The organism is Algoriphagus aurantiacus (assembly GCF_035156405.1).
Taxonomy (GTDB): domain Bacteria; phylum Bacteroidota; class Bacteroidia; order Cytophagales; family Cyclobacteriaceae; genus Algoriphagus; species Algoriphagus aurantiacus.
In genome coordinates this window covers 15,625-34,887 of record NZ_JAXRUT010000013.1, presented here as the reverse complement: position 1 = coordinate 34,887, position 19,263 = coordinate 15,625, and the positions used below count along the sequence as shown (strand labels likewise).

Genomic DNA, 19,263 nt, shown 5'->3' with positions numbered 1-19,263 from the left:
GACTTCATTATTGTGGTCCAAGTATGAAGACTTGAACCAGACTAAGTAATACTTTGGTTAGACTAAGGATTGGCGCAAGTCTTCAGACTTGTGCCCTTTTCAATGCAGTCTTCAGACTGCTATATGATGAAAATGAACCAGAAGTCAGGAGACTTCATTATCGTAGGTCCAAGCCTGCCTACCGGTCAGGCAGGTCTGAAGAACCAGACTTGAACCAGACTGCCTAATTTTTAACTAATCCATGAAAAATCATTTCACTTTTAAGTAACTTACTATTAGTGACCTAATGACTTTTTAAATGAGTAGAAAATACAAAATCAGAGATGAGGAGAGACTATACTTCGTGACTTTCACAATTGTAGAATGGATCGATCTATTCACCCGAAAACACTACAGAGATATCCTGATAGATTCTTTAAAATACTGCCAAAGCAATAGAGGATTGGACTTATGCGCCTTTTGCATCATGTCAAGCCATATTCATTTGATCATTGGCAGAAATAGCGAACCGAACATTGAGGCAATTATCCGGGATTTCAAAAAATTTACTTCGACCGAAATACTTAAAACTATCCAGACAAGCCAAGATGAAAGCAGAAAAGAGTTTTTGCTTAATCACTTTAGGAAAGCTGGAGCTAAGAACTCAAACAACACGATTTTTCAAGTATGGCAGCAACATAATCATCCTATTGAGCTAAATACAAATGAAAAGATCAGCAGATGCCTTAATTACATACACCAGAATCCAGTAGTCGCCGGATTGGTTTATTCAGCAGAGGATTATATTTATAGCAGTGCTTCAAACTATGCAGGATTACCAGAAAAGATGATTGATGTGCTTCTAATCGAATAGTATACTAATTTTTTCTTCTGGGTTAAATGCAGTCGGGAGACTGCAGCAAGTTAAGTCCAAGTCTGAAGACTTGAACTAGAGCAGCCTGCGATCACTGAGCAATTCTATTGCGACCAGTAATTGCTTCAAAATCAGTCACTACGTCGTTTTCCACTTCATTATAGCGGTGCTTAACACTTGATTCTAGCTTCTTACAACTAATAAGGTTGGCGCAAGTCTTCAGACCTGCCTACCGGTCAGGCAGGCTTGTGCCTTGCTAAATGCAGTCTTCAGACTGCGGTGTCGAGAATATTCTTAATTGAAGTCTGGAGACTTCGTTGGTATGGGGCCAAGTCATGAGAACCAGTAATAGGATTAAAATTCTCGGCTCTTGTTTCTAAATTTCTTGGCTCTATCTACTATTATATACTACTAGCTACTTATAAAATGGTATAACTAATCAGTTTTTATCTTGGTTAATTGGCAGTCATCAGACTGCATTTAAATAGGTCCAAGTCATGGGACTTGAACCAGTGTAGGTCTTGATTCTAACTTCTTTCAACTAATAATCCTCCAAGTTTAAATTTTAAAAAGACAGCCAACTGTTCAAAATCGAGCACTTTTCTGTGTTATTTTATTGTTAAGGCCAAATAATGTTCGCTTTTGATACGACGGAAACTTTTGAATTGCTTAAAGTTTCCGTAGTTTTGAACCCTAAATTTATTATGATTAGCGTAAATGAGAGATAAGATTCTATGGATTGCCAGTGAGCAGTTTAGCAAGTTTGGAGTTAGGGCCATTACCATGGAGGATATTGCACGTTTGGCAGGGGTTTCTAAGAAGACTATTTATCAAGAATTCAAAGATAAAAAGCAGTTAGTCAAAGAGGCATTTTCTAAGGCAATGAAGGAAGATCAAGATAGACTCAACAAAATTATGGAAGGGGAGGACGGCGTAATTGAGCACTTGGTATACACTTCCAAAATGGTTCGAGAGCGCTTAGCTGAATTAAATCCCATGGCTTTGCTTGAGGTCCAAAAGTACTTCCCGGAGGTTTGGGAGATGTTTATTGAATTTAAGGAAAAAATTATTGTGACAGATATCGTCAATGTTATAGAAAAAGGCAAAGCACTTGGCTATTTTCGTCCTGAAATTAATGCCAAGATATTGGCAAATATGCGGGTTGATCAAATCAGTAATGCTATGAACCCGTCTAATCATGAGAGAAGAGATTTCAGTTTATTAACTCTACACCTAGAGATGCTGGATCATTTTTTACATGGTTTATTTACCGAAAAAGGCAGGCAAGCTTATATGCAAAAACGTAATTCAGCCTAATCAGTGCAGTGTATTTTAACCGCTAAATGCTAACAATTAAAAGAGAACAGATCCTTTTTAGAATAATATCATGTTTAGATCGAAGATTTATTTAATAGTCCTGATAGTCTTGGGCTTTTTTAAGCTAGAGGCTAGTGCACAAGAAACGCCACCTTTGGAGACTCTTCAACTTAACCTCAAGGAGACCTTGGAGTACGCTCTGGAAAATAATGTGGATGCCAAAAATGCCAAGCTGGAGGTAATGGTTTCTCAGACTACAATAAAAGAGGAAACGGCAGCAGGCTTGCCTCAGATCAACGGAACTGTAGGCATAACTCATAATCCATTGGTACAGGTTGTTTTTTTACCAAATGAGCCTCCATTCGGTGATCCTAACAATCCTTCCGATGTGATTCCGGCTAGGTTCGGTGTCAAAAACTCGGCAAATGCAGGAGTAAATATGACCCAGATGATCTTTGACGGTTCCTTCTTTGTAGGTCTAAGAGCTGCCAAAACATACAAAGCCTTGACTGAGTACGACAAAACCAAGGTGGAAAATGATGTAATAGAAAACGTCAAAAAGGCTTATTTCGGAGTTTTGGTAAATGCAGAGCGAATCAAGCTTTCTCAGGCAAACTTGACTAGAATTGATTCACTTCTGGAAGAAACCAAGGCCATGAATGAGGCGGGATTTTCTGAGAAAATAGAAGTGTCTAGAATCCAAGTTCAGCGTAATAACACCTTTTCACAATTGAAGAGAAGCATTACAGCCTATGATATTTCGAAGCAGCTGTTGAAAATTCAACTGGGACTACCAAAGAATTACGACATCGAAATTACCGAAACACTAGCTGAGCTGAACCCTGAAGAGGAACTGGCGGCACTGCAGGCTATGGAAGGTATTCATCGTGTGGAAATGGATCAGTTGGAGACTAATCTAGAATTGACCCAACTGGATCTCAAATACAATACTTCTCAGTATATGCCCACACTTGATTTAAGTGCTAGTTATAATAGGTCAGGAGCCGGAGATTCATTTAGTACCTTATTTAAATCAGTAAACTGGTTCAGCTCTTCCATGATTGGTGTCACACTTAACATCCCGATTTTTGACGGGCTTTCTAAAAGTGCAAGAATTCAGCGAAACAGAATTCAATTGCAGCAGTTAGAGAACCAGAAATTTTATCTAGGTCAGAATATCCAATTGGAGATCTATCAGGCAAAGCAGAATTTGGCAAATGATCTGGAAGTGCTAGCTGTACAGCGGGAAAGTATGGTACTAGCTCAGGAAGTATATGATATTTCGAAGATCAAATACAATGAAGGTGTAGGCTCCAACTTAGAAGTAGTAGAAGCTGACGCAGCATTGATAGAATCAGAAATCAATTACCTCGGGGCTCTTTATGATGGTTTGATTTCCAAAGTGGACCTAGAAAAAGCACTGGGGATTTTGAAGGAAGGAATCATCGAATAATTTAACATTTTGATCCTGGGACAAGGGAACTATTTAATAACGACTACTTAACAAATCATGAAATCGAGCATGACGAAAGCGTCACACAGAGGGATGGATATAAATCCTGCGAGATTCCATATGACCACAAAAAATCAATTATAAACAGATGAAAGCAACCTATAAATTTTTACCACTAATCGCACTTGCCTTTGTCGCTATTTCCTGTGCTACAGAAGATGGAGTGGAGGCTAAAAAAGCTGAATTGGAAAAACTCAAAACCGAGTCAAGCGAAATCAACAGTCAAATAAGGGAGTTGGAGGCTGAGTTGATCAGGCTCGACCCTGAATTTGCGAAGCAAAACAGTAAGTCTATTCTGATCACTACGGCTCAGGCTAAGAAGGGGAGGTTTGAACACTATGTAGAAGTGACAGGATCGGTGCTTTCCAAGAAAAATGTAAGCATAAGCGCTGAAACTTCCGGAAGAATCCTTGAAGTGCCTGCAATAGAAGGCATGAGAGTATCTAAAGGGCAAGTGTTGGCGAGAATTGACACAGAATCCATTCAGAGATCTATCGAGGAGTTAGAGAATACAATGGAGCTAGCCAATACCATGTTCGAAAAGCAAGAAAGACTTTGGAAGCAGCAGATTGGTACCGAAGTACAGTATTTGGAAGCCAAAAGCAGAAAAGAAGGCCTTGAGAGAAATCTAGCCTCTGTAAAAACGGAACTCGCTAAAGGAGTGATTCGTGCTCCTTTCTCAGGAACTATTGAAACGGTGCAAGTGAGATTGGGAGAATTGGTGCAGCCGGGTGCAGCGATGTTTCAGTTTGTAGGAGATAGCGATTTGTTTATAGAAGCCGATATCTCAGAATCCTATGTGGGAGTGCTTGCAAAAGGAGATTCTGTGGATGTGAGCTTTCCTTCCATCGATCAGGAAATCCAAACTAAGGTGTCTTCTGTAGGAGCGATCATCAATCCTAACAACAGGACATTTAAGGTGGAAGTATATCTTCCAAAAATTTCCTTGGTGAAGCCTAATATGATTTCTGTTCTGAAGATTCAGGATTATGAAAACAATCAGGCAGTAACTGTACCGAGCCATTTAATTCTTAGCGACAACAGAGGAGACTACATTTTTGTAGTTCAGGATGGAATTGCAAAGAAAAAATATGTGGAAAGAGGTAAGACGTTTGATAGTGAAACGGAAATCTTAAAAGGGTTGGAAGGGAACGAAGTACTTGTGGACAAAGGCTTCCGTGAAGTGGGAGATAATTTCAACGTGAACATAGCTCAGTTGTAATAAGATGGAGGAAAATAAAAAAACTATAAAAACGCGCGAGTTCGGATTATCCAGCATGAGTGTGGATAATTCCACCTCTGTCGTGATCCTTACGCTGATAATAACCTTCCTTGGTTTAAGTGCTTATCGCAATATGCCAAAGGAGAGTTTTCCTGAGATTGTCATCCCTACAGTGTATGTGGGTACCCCTTATCCTGGTAACTCACCGGTGGATATGGAGAACTTGATCACTAGACCAATTGAAAAGGAACTCAAGTCTATTAATGATGTGAAAGACATCACTTCAACTTCAGTTCAGGATTTTTCATCTATTGTGATTGAGTTTAATCCTGGAGTGGAGATTTCTAAAGCGATTCAGGATGTGAAGGATGCTGTAGACAAATCCAAAAGTGAATTGCCTACAGATTTGGATCAGGATCCTAATGTGTTGGAAGTAAATACTTCCGATTTCCCGATTATGAATGTGAATATCTCTGGGAATTATTCTGAAGCGGAACTTAAAAAGTTTGGTGAATACCTAGAGGATGAAATCGAGAAACTTCCTGAGATATCTAAGGCTGACCTAGCCGGAACAGTAGAAAGAGAGATTCAAATCAATGCTGATCCATATAAAATGGAAGCCGTTGGAGTAAGTTTTGGCGATATCGCGACTGCCATTCAAACAGAAAATGTGACTATTTCGGGGGGTAATATTCGCTCAGGAGATTTCCAGCGTACACTACGAATCGATGGTGAATTTACTGATCCGATGAATATTTTGAATATCATCATCAAAACGGATAATCAAAAAATAGTTTATCTCAGAGATGTAGCAGAGGTAAAAGATACTTATAAGGAGAGGACTAGCTACGCGAGAAGTAAAAATCTGCCTGTAGTTACGATCAATGTGGTGAAGCGGAGTGGAGAGAATTTGCTTTATGCAGCGGATAAAATCAAGGAGATCATCGATAAAACAAAGGCTAATCGTTTTCCTCCGGACTTAGAGATCACCATTACAAATGATCAGTCTAAAGCAACTAGACTTCAAGTGAGTGACTTAGAAAATTCTATCATCTTTGGGGTAATCTTAGTGGTATTGGTTTTAATGTTTTTCTTAGGATTTAGAAATGCATTATTCGTTGGTATAGCGATTCCACTATCGATGTTTATATCATTCTTGGTGCTTAATGCCTTCGGAATCACACTAAACCTTATGGTTCTTTTCTCCCTGATCCTTGCACTTGGTATGCTGGTGGATAACGGTATCGTGGTGGTAGAGAATATCTACCGATTGATGTCTGAAGGGAAAACTGCCGTACAAGCTGCGAAAGAAGGGGTTGGCGAAGTGGCTTGGCCGATTATTACATCTACAGCGACTACGTTGGCAGCCTTCCTACCATTGGCTTTTTGGCAGGATACGGTTGGAGAGTTTATGAAATTCCTCCCAATCACATTGATCATCGTACTTTCTTCTTCTCTTTTTGTAGCACTGGTTATCAATCCAGTTTTGACTGCACTTTACATGAAGGTGGAGGATATGAGAAAAGATAAGCCAAAGCAAAAATCAATTATTGTGGCGGGTATATTGCTGATTTTCTCAACTTTATTTTACCTAGTTGGATGGACAGCTTTTGGTTCCTTGATGCTGGTCGCCTGTGTGCTGACAGTGTTCAACATATTTGTATTGAGAAAAGCGATTCGCTGGTTCCAAACGGTCTTTTTGGTCAAATTGGAAAATATGTACGAGTCAACATTGACATACGCACTAAATGGGAAAAAGCCCTATGGTTTCCTTGGTGGTACAGTACTTTTACTTGTGCTATCGCTAATGCTACTGGCTGTAAGAGCCCCGGAGGTACTCTTTTTCCCTGATAACCAACCACAGTTGATTAATGTATTTATTGAATTCCCAATAGGAACGGACATAGAAGCGACAAATGAATTTGTGGATGGGATGGAAGATGAGCTTATGGTCGCGCTTGATGATTACAAGGGTATATTGGAGTCGGTAATCTCGCAAGTAGGTGAAGGGACAGGCGACCCTATGGAAGGGCCGAGTAACCAGCCTACTCCACATAAAGCTAAGATCACCATTGGATTTGTGGATTATATCGATAGGCAGGGAGTCAACACCAATGGAGCGATGGAGGCAATTCGTGAATTGGCAGTGAAATATCCAGGAGTACTGGTTACTGTAGATAAGCAAAGTAATGGACCTCCTGTGGGCAAGGCCATTAACTTAGAGTTTGTAGGCGAAGACTACGATCAGTTGATCACTTTTGTCAATCAAACACGAGAATACTTAAATGACCAAAATGTTCCTGGTGTTGAGGAATTGAAGTCTGATTTGTCATTGGGTAATCCTGAAGTAATCTTAGACATAGACCGTGATAAGGCAAGAAGGTTTGGGCTTTCTACCTCAGAAATTGCTACAGATCTTCGTACGGCGCTTTTTGGTATGGAAGTTTCCAAATACAAAGAGGGGGAGGATGATTATCCTATCCAGTTGAGATTGAAGGAAGGTTTCAGATACGATATCAACACGCTAGTCAATAAGAAAATTGGCTTTAGAGATAAGTTTGGAGATAAAAGAGAAGTTCCTATCTCAGCGGTAGCTGAAGTGAAATATGGTTCTACCTATGGTTCTGTGAAAAGAAAAGATCTTGAAAAAGCGATCACTATATATTCCAACGTCCTAGATGGTTTTAATGCAACAGCAGTAAATGCACAGATACAGGCAGCTCTTCAGAACTATGAAGTGCCAGATGGAATCTCTGTAAAATACACAGGAGAGCAAGAAGAGCAGCAGAAATCTATGGAGTTTTTAATGGGCGCATTGGGTATCGCAGTTTCCTTGATTTTCCTGATCATAGTAGCGCAGTTTAACTCAGTCACGACTCCCTTTATTATCATGGCTTCTGTGGTCTTGAGTACGATTGGCGTATTCTTAGGGCTTGTAATTTTCAATATGGATTTCGTGATCATCATGACAGGTATAGGGATAATATCCCTTGCCGGCGTAGTGGTAAACAATGCGATAGTGTTGATTGATTATACCAATTTAGTTCGTGAGAGAAAAAGAGATGAGCTAGGAATGGGTCCAAAGGACCACTTGCCTTTCCCTCTGCTGATAGCAAGTATTGTGGAGTCAGGTAAGACAAGATTACGCCCAGTATTGCTGACTGCCATCACTACTGTACTTGGATTGATTCCTTTGGCTATAGGAATGAATATTAATTTTGGGACTTTACTAAGTTCTTTTGATCCCCAGTTTTATGTTGGAGGAGACAATGCTGCATTCTGGGGACCAATGGCTTGGACTGTAATATTCGGGCTAACCTTTGCGACCTTCCTTACGTTAGTCATCGTACCAGTCATGTATTTGTTAGCAGATAAACTCAATATGAGAATCAGCAAACTGAAATCTTGATTGGATAAAGGTTGGTGGTTTTTTTTGTTAAAACCTCCGGGACAATGTCTCGGAGGTTTTTTGTATTTAGAGGAACTATTTTTCTCTTTACAGCATGGAATTTGTAATTTCGCCATCCCGAAATTATACGAGTACAATGGAAGAATTAAAGTGGTTTGTGATGTACACAACTTCACGATCTGAAAAGAAAGTGGCTGATCGTTTGATCGAAAGAGGTTTGGAAGTTTACTTACCGATGATTGAGGAGCTTCGTCAGTGGTCAGATCGAAAGAAAAAAGTGAAACGGGCTATGTTTAATGGGTATGTTTTTGTTAAAACTCGCCGCAATCAACTTTGGGAATGCCTGCAGGTTCCTGGAGCAGTAAAGTTTGTGCACTTTTCAGGGCAACATGCCACTATTCGGGAAGAAGATCTGGATATTATCAAGCGTGTCATCGAAACTGGAGTAGGAGTAGAGTCTGACGGATCGACTATAGATCCAGGTGAAAAAGTAAAGGTAATCGGTGGTCCACTTCAGCACATGACAGGAGAAGTTATTGAGAAGGGAAATCAGGATTATTTTCTTATCAGAATTCCCGGTATCTATCAGAATCTTTTAATTTCTGTCCCACGAAAATTCTTGGAGGTAACTAATTAATTATTGACTTCAACTAGGGATTCTCTGGATCAGACGGTTCTTATTTTTATTCTGCTCATGGTTTACGTATTGAGTAAACTCATTCTAGGACGGTTCAGGCAATCAGATCAGAAATAATCATAGTATCTGCATTCATTCGAACACAAATATTACTTAGTCCTTAAACTTGGAGAAAAAATATCTTCTATAGACTAATTGACCTTGTACCAGGTGGTCTCCAAACTTATTGAAACCCACATTTCCTTCGAGGTTATCAGTGAAAGTAGCAAGCATAGTGCCTTCTAATGCGATATCAGAAAATGGACCTAATGTATAGCTTACTCCTGCTCTGATTGGCACATATCCTGTGGTGATTTTTTCACTATTCGGTATTTCATCCTTACTGAAGGATTTGGTCTGCTCAGTAATTGCATGCATTACGCCTAAACCTAATCCACCGTAGAAATTAAATATGCTTCTGTTCATGTGATTTCCAAATGGGATGATGTACATGCTTGGCATCACATCAAAATAGTAAACAGATCCTTTTGCAGTAAACGAGGAGTTGTTTGCAGTCCAAATGTTTGTAACAGTAGTGCTAGGGTTTCCACCATTGGAGATCCACTGGACTCCACCAGTAGCTCTTAGCTCTAATCTGTCAGTTAGTCGTTTGGTCAATGAAGCAGAAACAGATGGCTTTATTTTAAAATTTATTGATCTGTACTGTCCTCCGTTGTCTATATAGGCGAAGGATGGACCTACACCAATGCTGAATATATTGTCTCTTGATTGTTTTTCTTTATAAAAACTTTGGGCAGACAAATTCATGCTTGCAAAAAGGAGGAAAACTAATATGGAGAAGTTGATTTTTTTTGACATAATTGCGTATCCTAATTAGGTAAATTGGCCTTAGGGTAGGACTTGTTTGCAATTTTGGCAACAAATATGCCAATGCTTTGCATGGAATTATATTTAAAACAGAAAAATGCCACAATTAGTATAGCTAATGCAAAAAATCATGCTCCTTCAAAAGCCTTTATAATATCTTCCTCAGTAGATTTTAGCTTACTTCTGCAGGATTTTACCAGCTCTGCAGCTTCCTTGACCAATTCAGAAAGCTCATCCACGCTTTTTTTTCCTTCTTCTAATTCTGCCAAAATTGTTTCCAATCGGCTCATCGCTTCATTGTACTTTATTGCGCTCATTTTTCCTCAATTTGTGTAATTGTACTGCTGATTTTTTGCTTGGAAGTGTGTGTCAGCAACTCATCTCCAAGTTGGATTTTTGCTGCATTGATAGGCTTACCATTGAGTTCCGTCCGAGTATAGCCTCTGGCTAAAATCACCTCAGGATTCAATTGAGACAAAAGTAATTCCTTAGAGTCTAGGTTCTGTTTTTGATTTTGCAAAAAGCCATGCAATCCCCGAATCATATTTTTCTCCAAAGAAGCCAAGCTGTTTTTCTGAATCTGTAGGATGTTTTTGCTCGAAATACGAATTCGGCTAATCGAAGAATTCAATTTCTCAGCCTCCAGCTTCAGACGGCTTTCTGCAATTGCTTTTACCTGATGTGCAATTTGGTGTATTTTGGTTTGCTCTTCGCTGAGTTTTTGGCGAGTAGCCCGATCCAGCCTTAGCATTGCTAATCCCAGATTTTCCTCAAATTCTCTAAACCCGGATAATAAGAATTCAGCCACTGCTGTTGGAGTTTTCAATCGGGTATGAGCTACCAAATCAGCTATACTTTCATCCCGTTCATGGCCGATTCCTGTGAGAACAGGCAAGGTGAAATTCGCGATTTTGGATGCAAGCCTATAGTCATCAAAGCAATCTAAGTCCAATTGGGCTCCTCCTCCCCGTATCATCACCACCGCTTCTATTCCCAATTCATTTTTTATAGATTCGATCTGATCGAGACTTTTGATTAGGGAAGTAACTGCCTCATTTCCCTGCATCACCGAGGGAAATAGCTTGTGATATACCTGATATCCGTAGGCGTTATTTTCTACTTGATTGATAAAATCACCATAGCCTGCCGCTGTAGGGCTGCTGATGATGGCGATTTTCTGGATGACTGCTGGAAGTAGGTGTCGGGCGTTGAGACGTAATAAACCTTCTTGTGTAAGTCTATCGATGGTTTCTTGCCGGATTCGAGCTCTTTCTCCCAAAGAAAAAGAAGGATCGATGTCTTTCACATTGATGCTTAGGCCATATACAGGATGAAAGTTTACAGCCACTTGGGCTAATACTTTCATGCCGTTTTTGATGCTGGAGCCAGTGACAGATTCAAATCTTGCTGCCACAGACCTATAGGCAAAAGACCAGAGGTTTGCCTTGATCTTTGCCTGAACCTGATTCCCTTGCTTTTCTACCAGTTCAAAATAGGCATGTCCCTGAGGTGCCTGTCGGAAATCTGCAATCTCACCGATCACCCAAATCACCGGATCAAGTTCCGTCTCCAAGGCTTGTTGGATCAGCCGGTTGAGTTCGGATATTGATCGGGCATTTTGCATTATTACAGTTTTTGGAATTCCGCCTTGATCTTTTGGTTCAATCCTAGGCTTGCACGAAGCATAGGGAGTCTAACTTGATCGTCACAGATTCCCATGTGGCAAAGCAGATTTTTGATACCTACAGGATTGCTTTCTTCATACATAAGGTGATTCAATGGCAAAAGTGAGAAGGCTGCATTCAGACTTTCCTCTTCTGAGCCATGGCATAAGGACTTGAAAGTTGCAGGAATTGCATTTGCCATCACAGAAATAATTCCTGATCCGCCGATACTATACAATGCTTTGGTCATCAAATCATCACCAGAGACCAACAAGAAGTCTTTTGGCATTTTCGCAGCGATTTGCATGCATTGCTCCAGATTCCCACTCGCCTCTTTCATTCCAATAATATTAGAATGCCCGGCAAGACTTAGGGTAGTTTCCGCTGTGATATTAGACATAGTTCTGCCTGGGATATTGTACAAAATCACAGGCACTGGACAGGCATCGGCAATCGCTTTATAGTGTGCAATAATCCCTGCTTGTGCAGGTTTGTTATAGTATGGACTGACGGAAAGAATCGCTGTAATTCCAGTGAAATCTGTATTTGCGATATCATTAAGCACAGACATGGTATTATTACCACCTATTCCGTAGACTACAGGTACTCGGCCTGCATTATATTCTAGACAGGCGTTTAGTACCTGTTTTTTCTCAGAAGTTGAAAGCGTCACCGTCTCCCCAGTCGTACCCAAAACCACCAAATAATCCACTCCACCATTGATCACATGATTGACAAGACGTTTTAGTCCTTCGAAATCAATGGAGTAATCATCGTGAAATGGCGTGACAAGGGCTACGCCGGTTCCTTTAAGTTGGTGCATGGTAATAAGGTTTGGGAGGCTAAAGATAATGGGATGAGAGGAATTGACATTCTGTTTTGGAAAAAAATGAGGTAAGATCCAGTGAACAGTCACAGTGATCAGTCTCAGTTGGGAAATTCCACTAACTGAGACTGAGACTGAAGACTGTAAATCCTAAACACCAATCATCCTCAAAAACTCTTCCTCAGAAATCATTGGAACTCCCAGTTTCTGGGCTTTCTCTTTTTTACTTGGACCCATGTCTTCACCCTCAATGATGAAGTCAAGATTTTTGGAAACTGTAGAAATATACTGTCCACCATGTGCTATCACAGCATCCTTGATCTCATCTCTCTTGAAATGCATCAATTTCCCGCTGGCCAAAATTCGTTTGCCTTCTAAGGAATTGCCCAGCTGCTTTGATTCACTTTCATCCACCTCGAATTTCAATCCGAAACCTTTCAGTCTTGTGATGATCTCTTGGTTTTTTTGCTGCGTAAAAAAGTCATGAATGCTATAGACTAGTGTTTCGCCTACGCCATTAATATCCAGTAATTGTTCTGAAGTGGCAGCTTCGAGTTTTTCTATTGTTCCAAAATGTCTTGCTAGCAATTGAGCCGTGTTCTCTCCAATATTTCTAATTCCCAAAGCGAAAAGCACTTTCTCGAAAGGCTGATTTTTTGAGGCTGCTATTCCTTCCATCATGTTTTTAATCACGCCGTCTTGAAATGTATTTACTTTGAGTTTTTTGATGCGGTCAGTTAATTCCTGGTTGAGATCAAGATTAAGTTTCAGAAGAATTCCATGCACCGTCCCTCCCTTTTTGCTGACTTCAAGCACCTGCTGGAAATCAACTTTTCTGCTTAGAAAAAGATCCAATACCACCGCTACAGGTACGTAGTCTTCAAGTTTGGGTAGGTTGTGATCTTTAAGGTTCGAAATTAGGTAATCGATCATCCCAGTATTGGAAGGGACTTTTTTCTTCCATTTTCTGATTTGATCCTGGAAAGCTTTGAGCACTTGTGCTAATGGTAATTCAGTGTTTTCAGCTAGGAAATCATGAACCTGCTTAAATGTTAGCCCTTCAGTTAATGCAAAAAGTGCCTTTTCCAAGGTGATATAAAGCAGACCGTCTCCTTCAGTTTCGTACTGATCCTGAGACATTTCTAATCCTAAAAGTTCATCCTTTTTGGCTTCCAGTTCATAAATATCGGCTGGATTGGATATAAATCCCTGATCGATTAGAGCTCTGATCCGCTCTGTCCCCATGGAGTCTATATCCATTGCTCGCTTATGTACAAAATGCTCAATTCTCCCCAATACCTGAGGTGGGCATGATTCTGCGTTTGGGCAATAATGTTTGGCTTCGCTTTCTTTTCGCTCAAGCACTGATCCGCATTCCGGGCAGTGCGTGATATAGGCAATAGGTTTGGTATCTGAACTTCTCCTTTCGGGATTTACTGCTGTTATTTTAGGGATGATTTCCCCGCCCTTTTCCACAAAAACAAAATCACCTTCGTACAGATCCAGACGCTCAATCTCGTTGGCATTGTGTAGGGAAGCCCGCTTCACGGTCGTACCAGCCAAACTCACAGGAGAAAGGTTAGCCACAGGCGTGATCGCACCTGTCCGTCCAACCTGATAAGTCACAGATAGTAATTCCGTCTCTGCGCTTTCTGCTTTGTATTTGTATGCAATAGCCCAGCGGGGATTTTTTGCGGTAAAGCCCAGCTCCTCACGCTGATCGTAATTATTGACTTTCAAAACTATCCCATCGGTATCTACAGGTAGCGAGAATCGCTTTTCTTTCCAGTCTTCTATGTATTGGATTACTTCCTGGATATTTTCAACTTTTCTATAGGTTTGGGAGACATTGAAGCCCCATTTTTCTAACAGTGACATGGACTCCGAATGTGTGTTTACACTGAGTTCATCCCCTAGCAACTGGTAGAAATAACAATTCAATCTTCGTTTGGCTACGACAGAAGAGTCTTGCATCTTCAGTGTTCCGGAAGCTGCATTTCTTGGATTGGCTAGCAGAGCATCTCCAGCTTCTTCACGCGCAGCATTGATTTTCAGGAATTCTTTCAAAGGCAAAAAGATCTCTCCACGCACTTCGAATCTGGCTGGGACTTCATCGCCTTGGATGTATAGAGGAATGTTTCTGATCGTTCGCACATTGGCGGTGACATCATCTCCTCGGGTTCCGTCTCCACGGGTGACAGCCCTAATCAATTTCCCGTGTTCATAAACTAAACTGATGGCCACTCCATCGAATTTCATTTCACAGAAATATTCGTAATTCGTATGCCCAAGACCTTTTTCGACACGCTCATCAAAGGCGATAAGCTCTTCCACAGAATAGGTATTGCCCAAAGAAAGCATGCGGGTCTCATGCTCCACTGTCTGGAATTCCTTGGTGATCGTCCCGCCCACGCGCTGACTTGGGCTGTCAGGATCAAGCAAATCAGGAAATGCCGTTTCCAATCGGATCAGTTCCTCCAACAATTGATCGAACTCATAGTCAGAGATTTCGGGATTGCTTTCCTGATAATACAGGTTGTTGTGGTGGTTGATTTCCTGGCGTAGTTGGGCAATTCGATTTTCGGCTTCCTGTGGGTTCATGGTCTTTTAGAAAAATTTAGGGTATGTAAAAATAATAGATACTTACCGCAAAGTCGCAGAGGTCGCAAAGAAAGGGGCGAAGTGATTATTGTGGTGCTGTTGATTACTTCGTGACTGAAAATCAAAAAGCAGTTTCAGTCCTAATGCTAACCTTCAGGTTTTCCAGCCCCTGTACTAAATCTTTCCAAGTTCCACCTCTTAAACTTCCGCTTGGATAAAGCCTTGAGTGGTAGTCTTTAGTAATGACTCTTAGTGAAGTTGACCTTTTGTAAGGCGTTTCAATAACAACTTGTTTGATGTTTTCAATTCTGTATACATGTTTTTTCCATGGCCAGACATGGTTCTTGATTACCAGATATTTACTGTCTGCATAAAAATAATGAAGCTGAAAGCCTAAAAAGCCATAAAAGATCCCGAACATACCTATTAGCACAAGTATCATTCCTAGGAGTGAATTGAACGAGCTTACGTGGATGGTCATCAATAAGTAAATAGAGAAGGCAGTCCAGAGATAAATCATTAGTCCATTCAAGGATAGAAAATGATTGCCACTGTATTTCGTCATTCCACTGAGGTTCACAAAGCCAGTAGGATCAACTTTCGGCATTTCGATCTCTGGGTTCAGTTCGATCGGTTTACCGGAATGGACACACTCAATTATTTGTTCAAGTGATTTTCTAATGGTTGGCATGTTCTCATAATAGGAAGCTATAAGGTCAATATGCCTTCCGCTATGAAGTATAAGGTTTGCTGAGTCACTTGGTGATGCTGTACCCTGACTCTTACCAATCAATTCTATCCTTTGAATTTCGCTCCACTTGATGAATTCAGTCTTGAATATGTTGCTGAGCTTTATCCCTTTGCTGTCTATATGAATGGTTTTAAACATTTTCATGTAGTATATGGCCGTCGGGATAATTGCTACAATTAGAATAAGGCTGCCGTAGATTGGTGTTTTATAAATGGAATCCACCTTCCCATTGTCTACTTCTAGGAAAGAAAGGAAGCCCACGAAATAGGCCATTGCGCCAAGAAAAAAAATAATCAATACAGGAATTACAATTGAGTTTACCTTATTTAATTTACCTGTTACTGTCATTTACCTTTAAATAGGGGGTATTAATTTGTTGAATAAAGTCTTAGTCCCAAAATAGCAATTTCCTACAACCAATCTATCCGGTAAGCGAATGTTTATAGAATTCGTCTGGTATTCTTGCACTTTTACCCTCAGTGGACATGTTCTCACATGCAGTAAGAGTTTATGAAAGTTTATTATAATCAATTCTCTGAGGTCTCCATAGATTCTATCACATAATCTCATTGCCGAAAAAGGGACTTACCGCAAAGCAGCAAAGATTCCGCTGAGAAAGCTGTAAAGTTTTCTTTTATTCTATCGATTCTAATGTGTAAGCAAAACTGCGACTTTGCACCACCGCACCGCTGCGTGAACTATTTTCATTGTATATCCTCCCATTATTTTAAATCTTTGTTTTCCCCATTTCCCTAAATTCCTATGAGTAAAAAAGCGAGTGTTGAAAGCAAGATTTTGGATGCAGCATACAAACTTTTTCTACAGAAAGGCTACCGTCATACCACCATGGATGATATTGCCCAAATCCTTGGCATGAGCAAAAAGACACTTTACAAATATTACCCAGGCAAACTGGAATTGCTTGCGGCTTCTTTTGAAGTGACTAAAACCAAGCTTACAGCTAAAGTTGAGGCTGTCTTAGAGAACCGGTATATTTCTTTTCCCCTCAAATTGAAGTCTACTTTGACCGTAATGGCTTCCCTGCTGGGGCCGATCAATCCTGAACTTTTTGAAGACCTCAGGGAATATGCCCCCGAAATCTGGGTAGACCTGGAGCAGTACATCAAAGAATCTGCATACACACGTTTTAAGAAATTGCTAGAGCAGGGTATAAGCGAGGGTTTAGTCAAGCCATCCGTCAATATCAATTTGGTGGTCATGCTTTATGCCACCGCGGTACAATCACTTATGGATCCTAAATTCACCAGGCAGTTTCCAGAGCCCATACAGAAGGGAATGAAGATTTCACCCGCCGATATCTACGATCAGGCGATCACTATTATATACAATGGAATTTTGACAGAGGATGCACGCAATGAATTTGCGAATGGCTAACCCCTGCTTCAGCTGTTTTTCCTATCTTTGCAGCCAATATTGAACGCATTTCAGTAGAAAATCACCTTTCAAAAACCCGAATAGTTCCACTCATATGAGTCATAAAAATTTTAAAAGATATACAGTCACTTCCGCCCTTCCCTATGCCAATGGGCCGCTTCACATTGGTCATCTGGCCGGATGTTACATTCCCTCAGATATTTATGTTCGCTATTTGAGGAGCAACGGTAAGGATGTAGCATACATTTGTGGTAGCGATGAGCATGGGGTAGCGATTACCATCAAAGCAAAGAAGGAAGGAAAGACTCCTCAGGAAGTGGTGGATCAATACCATGAAATGATGAAAGGAAGTTTTCAGGAATTTGGGATCAGCTTTGATCATTATTCCCGTACATCGGCGCCTATTCATCATGAGACTGCCCAAGGCCTTTTCATGGACCTCTATGAAAAAGGTGAATTTCTAGAGCAAAGTACTGAGCAGTATTATGATGAAGAAGCAAATCAATTTTTAGCGGATAGATATATAGAAGGAACCTGTCCTATATGTGGCAACGAGCATGCCTATGGTGATCAATGTGAGAAATGCGGAAGCTCTCTTAGCCCTACAGAACTCATCAATCCCAAGTCAAAACTGAGCGGAAGAACTCCTGTTTTGAAAGAGACTAAGCATTGGTTTTTGGATTTGGCGAAATACCAGAATTTCCTGAAAAAATGGATTCTGGAGGATCATGCTGAGGATTGGAAAAACAATGTGCTAGGGCAATGTCGCTCTTGGCTGGAAGCCGGTGAGGGCCTGCAAGCTAGATCGATGACTCGGGATTTGGATTGGGGAATAAAAGTGCCTTTACAGGATGCTGAGGGTAAAGTGCTTTATGTTTGGTTTGATGCGCCGATTGGCTACATCTCTTCTACTAAAGAATGGGCTGCCGAGAAAGGTATAGATTGGGAACCTTACTGGAAAGATCAGGACACCAAGTTGGTTCATTTCATAGGCAAAGATAATATCGTATTCCACTGTATCATTTTCCCGGCAATTCTGAAAACTCATGGTGATTTCATCCTTCCGGATAATGTACCTGCCAATGAGTTTTTGAACTTGGAAGGAGACAAGATTTCTACTTCAAGAAACTGGGCAGTTTGGCTTCATGAGTATTTGGAAGAGTTTCCTGGCAAGCAGGATGTACTTCGATACGTGCTGACGGCTAATGCTCCTGAGACTAAGGACAATGACTTTACCTGGAAAGATTTCCAGACAAGAAATAACTCAGAGCTGGTTGCGATCTACGGGAATTTCGTGAATCGTGCGGTGGTTTTGACTCATAAATACTATCAGGGAATTATTCCTCAGCGAGGTGAATTGACTGGGTATGATCAGGAGATATTGGATACTTTGGCAGAATTTCCAGAGAAAATCGCCGCATCAATCGAGCGATACAGATTCCGAGAGGCGCTTAGTATAGTGATGGAATTGGCTCGATTGGGAAATAAATACCTAGCTGATACGGAGCCTTGGAAAGTCATCAAAACTGATGAAACCCGCACGGGAACCATCCTTAATGTCGCCTTGAATATTGCAGCAAATCTTGCAATTGTATCCGAGCCTTTTTTACCTTTTACTGCTAGGAAACTGGTGGATTTATTTGGGATGAATAAGATAGACTGGTCAGATGCTGGGGAGGTAGAGCTATTGAAAGCTGGTACCTCACTTGGAGAGATGGGGTTACTTTTCGATAAAATCGAAGATGAAACTGTAGAAAAACAAGTACAAAAACTATTTGATGCCAAGAAAATGAATGAAGCTGAAAATGCACCCGTTCCTGTGATGAAAGAGATCATTACTTACGATGATTTTGCAAAGCTAGATATGCGCGTGGTGACGATTTTGGATGCGGAGAAAATGCCGAAATCCAAGAAGTTGCTGAAGCTGAAAGTGGATACAGGCTTAGGTGAGAGAACTGTTCTTAGCGGTGTAGCTGAGCACTTCGAGCCTGAGTTTTTGATTGGTAAGCAAGTGACGATGTTGATCAACCTTGCTCCGCGTAAGATGATGGGCATAGACTCTGAAGGCATGATCCTAATGGCTGAAGACAAAGATGGAAAGCTCAAGCTGATGGTACCGCATGAAGGCACTGCGAATGGATCGACAATATCATAATTTTCAATACTCAAATTCAAGGTTCAATTATCAAGTGAAGGAACTCTCTACTT

Annotated in this window: 14 protein-coding genes; 8 read left to right on the top strand and 6 right to left on the bottom strand. The window is 40.7% G+C overall.

The annotated features are described in order from the left end of the window. The first annotated feature begins 298 nt into the window (after nucleotides 1-298). The 6 genes from SYJ56_RS13710 (at nucleotide 299) to SYJ56_RS13685 (ending at nucleotide 8,951) form a co-directional block, all read left to right on the top strand. Nucleotides 299-853, top strand: a complete 555-nt coding sequence (locus SYJ56_RS13710; RefSeq protein ID WP_323834985.1) for an REP-associated tyrosine transposase — start codon at nucleotides 299-301, stop codon at nucleotides 851-853. Nucleotides 854-1,570: 717 nt separating this feature from the next. After that, on the top strand, nucleotides 1,571-2,170 hold the full coding sequence (locus SYJ56_RS13705; RefSeq protein ID WP_323834983.1) for a TetR/AcrR family transcriptional regulator: 600 nt from the start codon (nucleotides 1,571-1,573) through the stop codon (nucleotides 2,168-2,170). A 70-nt stretch (nucleotides 2,171-2,240) separates the two neighbouring features. Then, the gene (locus SYJ56_RS13700) at nucleotides 2,241-3,623 is read left to right on the top strand and encodes a TolC family protein (protein WP_323834981.1); all 1,383 of its coding nucleotides are present in this window, start codon (nucleotides 2,241-2,243) and stop codon (nucleotides 3,621-3,623) included. Between the two features lie 148 nt (nucleotides 3,624-3,771). Next, the gene (locus SYJ56_RS13695) at nucleotides 3,772-4,905 is read left to right on the top strand and encodes an efflux RND transporter periplasmic adaptor subunit (RefSeq protein WP_323834979.1); all 1,134 of its coding nucleotides are present in this window, start codon (nucleotides 3,772-3,774) and stop codon (nucleotides 4,903-4,905) included. A 4-nt stretch (nucleotides 4,906-4,909) separates the two neighbouring features. Beyond that, nucleotides 4,910-8,314, top strand: coding sequence for an efflux RND transporter permease subunit (locus tag SYJ56_RS13690; protein WP_323834977.1), 3,405 nt, complete (start codon nucleotides 4,910-4,912; stop codon nucleotides 8,312-8,314). 136 nt (nucleotides 8,315-8,450) lie between these two features. Further along, entirely contained in the window at nucleotides 8,451-8,951 is a 501-nt protein-coding gene (locus SYJ56_RS13685; RefSeq protein ID WP_323834975.1) for a UpxY family transcription antiterminator, read from the top strand. A gap of 153 nt (nucleotides 8,952-9,104) precedes the next feature. Here SYJ56_RS13685 and SYJ56_RS13680 read toward each other — a convergent pair whose 3' ends face one another. The 6 genes from SYJ56_RS13680 to SYJ56_RS13655 form a co-directional block, all read right to left on the bottom strand. Then, nucleotides 9,105-9,809, bottom strand: a complete 705-nt coding sequence (locus SYJ56_RS13680) for a hypothetical protein (protein ID WP_323834973.1) — start codon at nucleotides 9,807-9,809, stop codon at nucleotides 9,105-9,107. Between the two features lie 137 nt (nucleotides 9,810-9,946). Further along, the gene (xseB, locus tag SYJ56_RS13675; RefSeq protein WP_323834971.1) at nucleotides 9,947-10,135 is read right to left on the bottom strand and encodes an exodeoxyribonuclease VII small subunit; all 189 of its coding nucleotides are present in this window, start codon (nucleotides 10,133-10,135) and stop codon (nucleotides 9,947-9,949) included. Continuing rightward, complete coding sequence (gene xseA, locus SYJ56_RS13670; protein ID WP_323834969.1) at nucleotides 10,132-11,442, bottom strand: exodeoxyribonuclease VII large subunit; 1,311 nt, start codon at nucleotides 11,440-11,442, stop codon at nucleotides 10,132-10,134. Before xseA ends, xseB begins: the two co-directional genes overlap by 4 nt. A 2-nt stretch (nucleotides 11,443-11,444) precedes the next feature. Then, entirely contained in the window at nucleotides 11,445-12,305 is an 861-nt protein-coding gene (dapA, locus tag SYJ56_RS13665) for a 4-hydroxy-tetrahydrodipicolinate synthase (RefSeq protein ID WP_323834967.1), read from the bottom strand. Between the two features lie 153 nt (nucleotides 12,306-12,458). Beyond that, complete coding sequence (gene ligA / locus SYJ56_RS13660) at nucleotides 12,459-14,909, bottom strand: NAD-dependent DNA ligase LigA (RefSeq protein WP_323834965.1); 2,451 nt, start codon at nucleotides 14,907-14,909, stop codon at nucleotides 12,459-12,461. Nucleotides 14,910-15,030: 121 nt separating this feature from the next. After that, on the bottom strand, nucleotides 15,031-16,008 hold the full coding sequence (locus SYJ56_RS13655; protein ID WP_323834963.1) for a hypothetical protein: 978 nt from the start codon (nucleotides 16,006-16,008) through the stop codon (nucleotides 15,031-15,033). A gap of 414 nt (nucleotides 16,009-16,422) precedes the next feature. Here SYJ56_RS13655 and SYJ56_RS13650 point away from each other — a divergent pair, with 414 nt between their 5' ends. Beyond that, on the top strand, nucleotides 16,423-17,055 hold the full coding sequence (locus SYJ56_RS13650; protein WP_323834962.1) for a TetR/AcrR family transcriptional regulator: 633 nt from the start codon (nucleotides 16,423-16,425) through the stop codon (nucleotides 17,053-17,055). Nucleotides 17,056-17,149: 94 nt separating this feature from the next. Beyond that, the gene (metG, locus tag SYJ56_RS13645) at nucleotides 17,150-19,210 is read left to right on the top strand and encodes a methionine--tRNA ligase (RefSeq protein WP_323834961.1); all 2,061 of its coding nucleotides are present in this window, start codon (nucleotides 17,150-17,152) and stop codon (nucleotides 19,208-19,210) included. Nucleotides 19,211-19,263 lie beyond the last annotated feature (53 nt).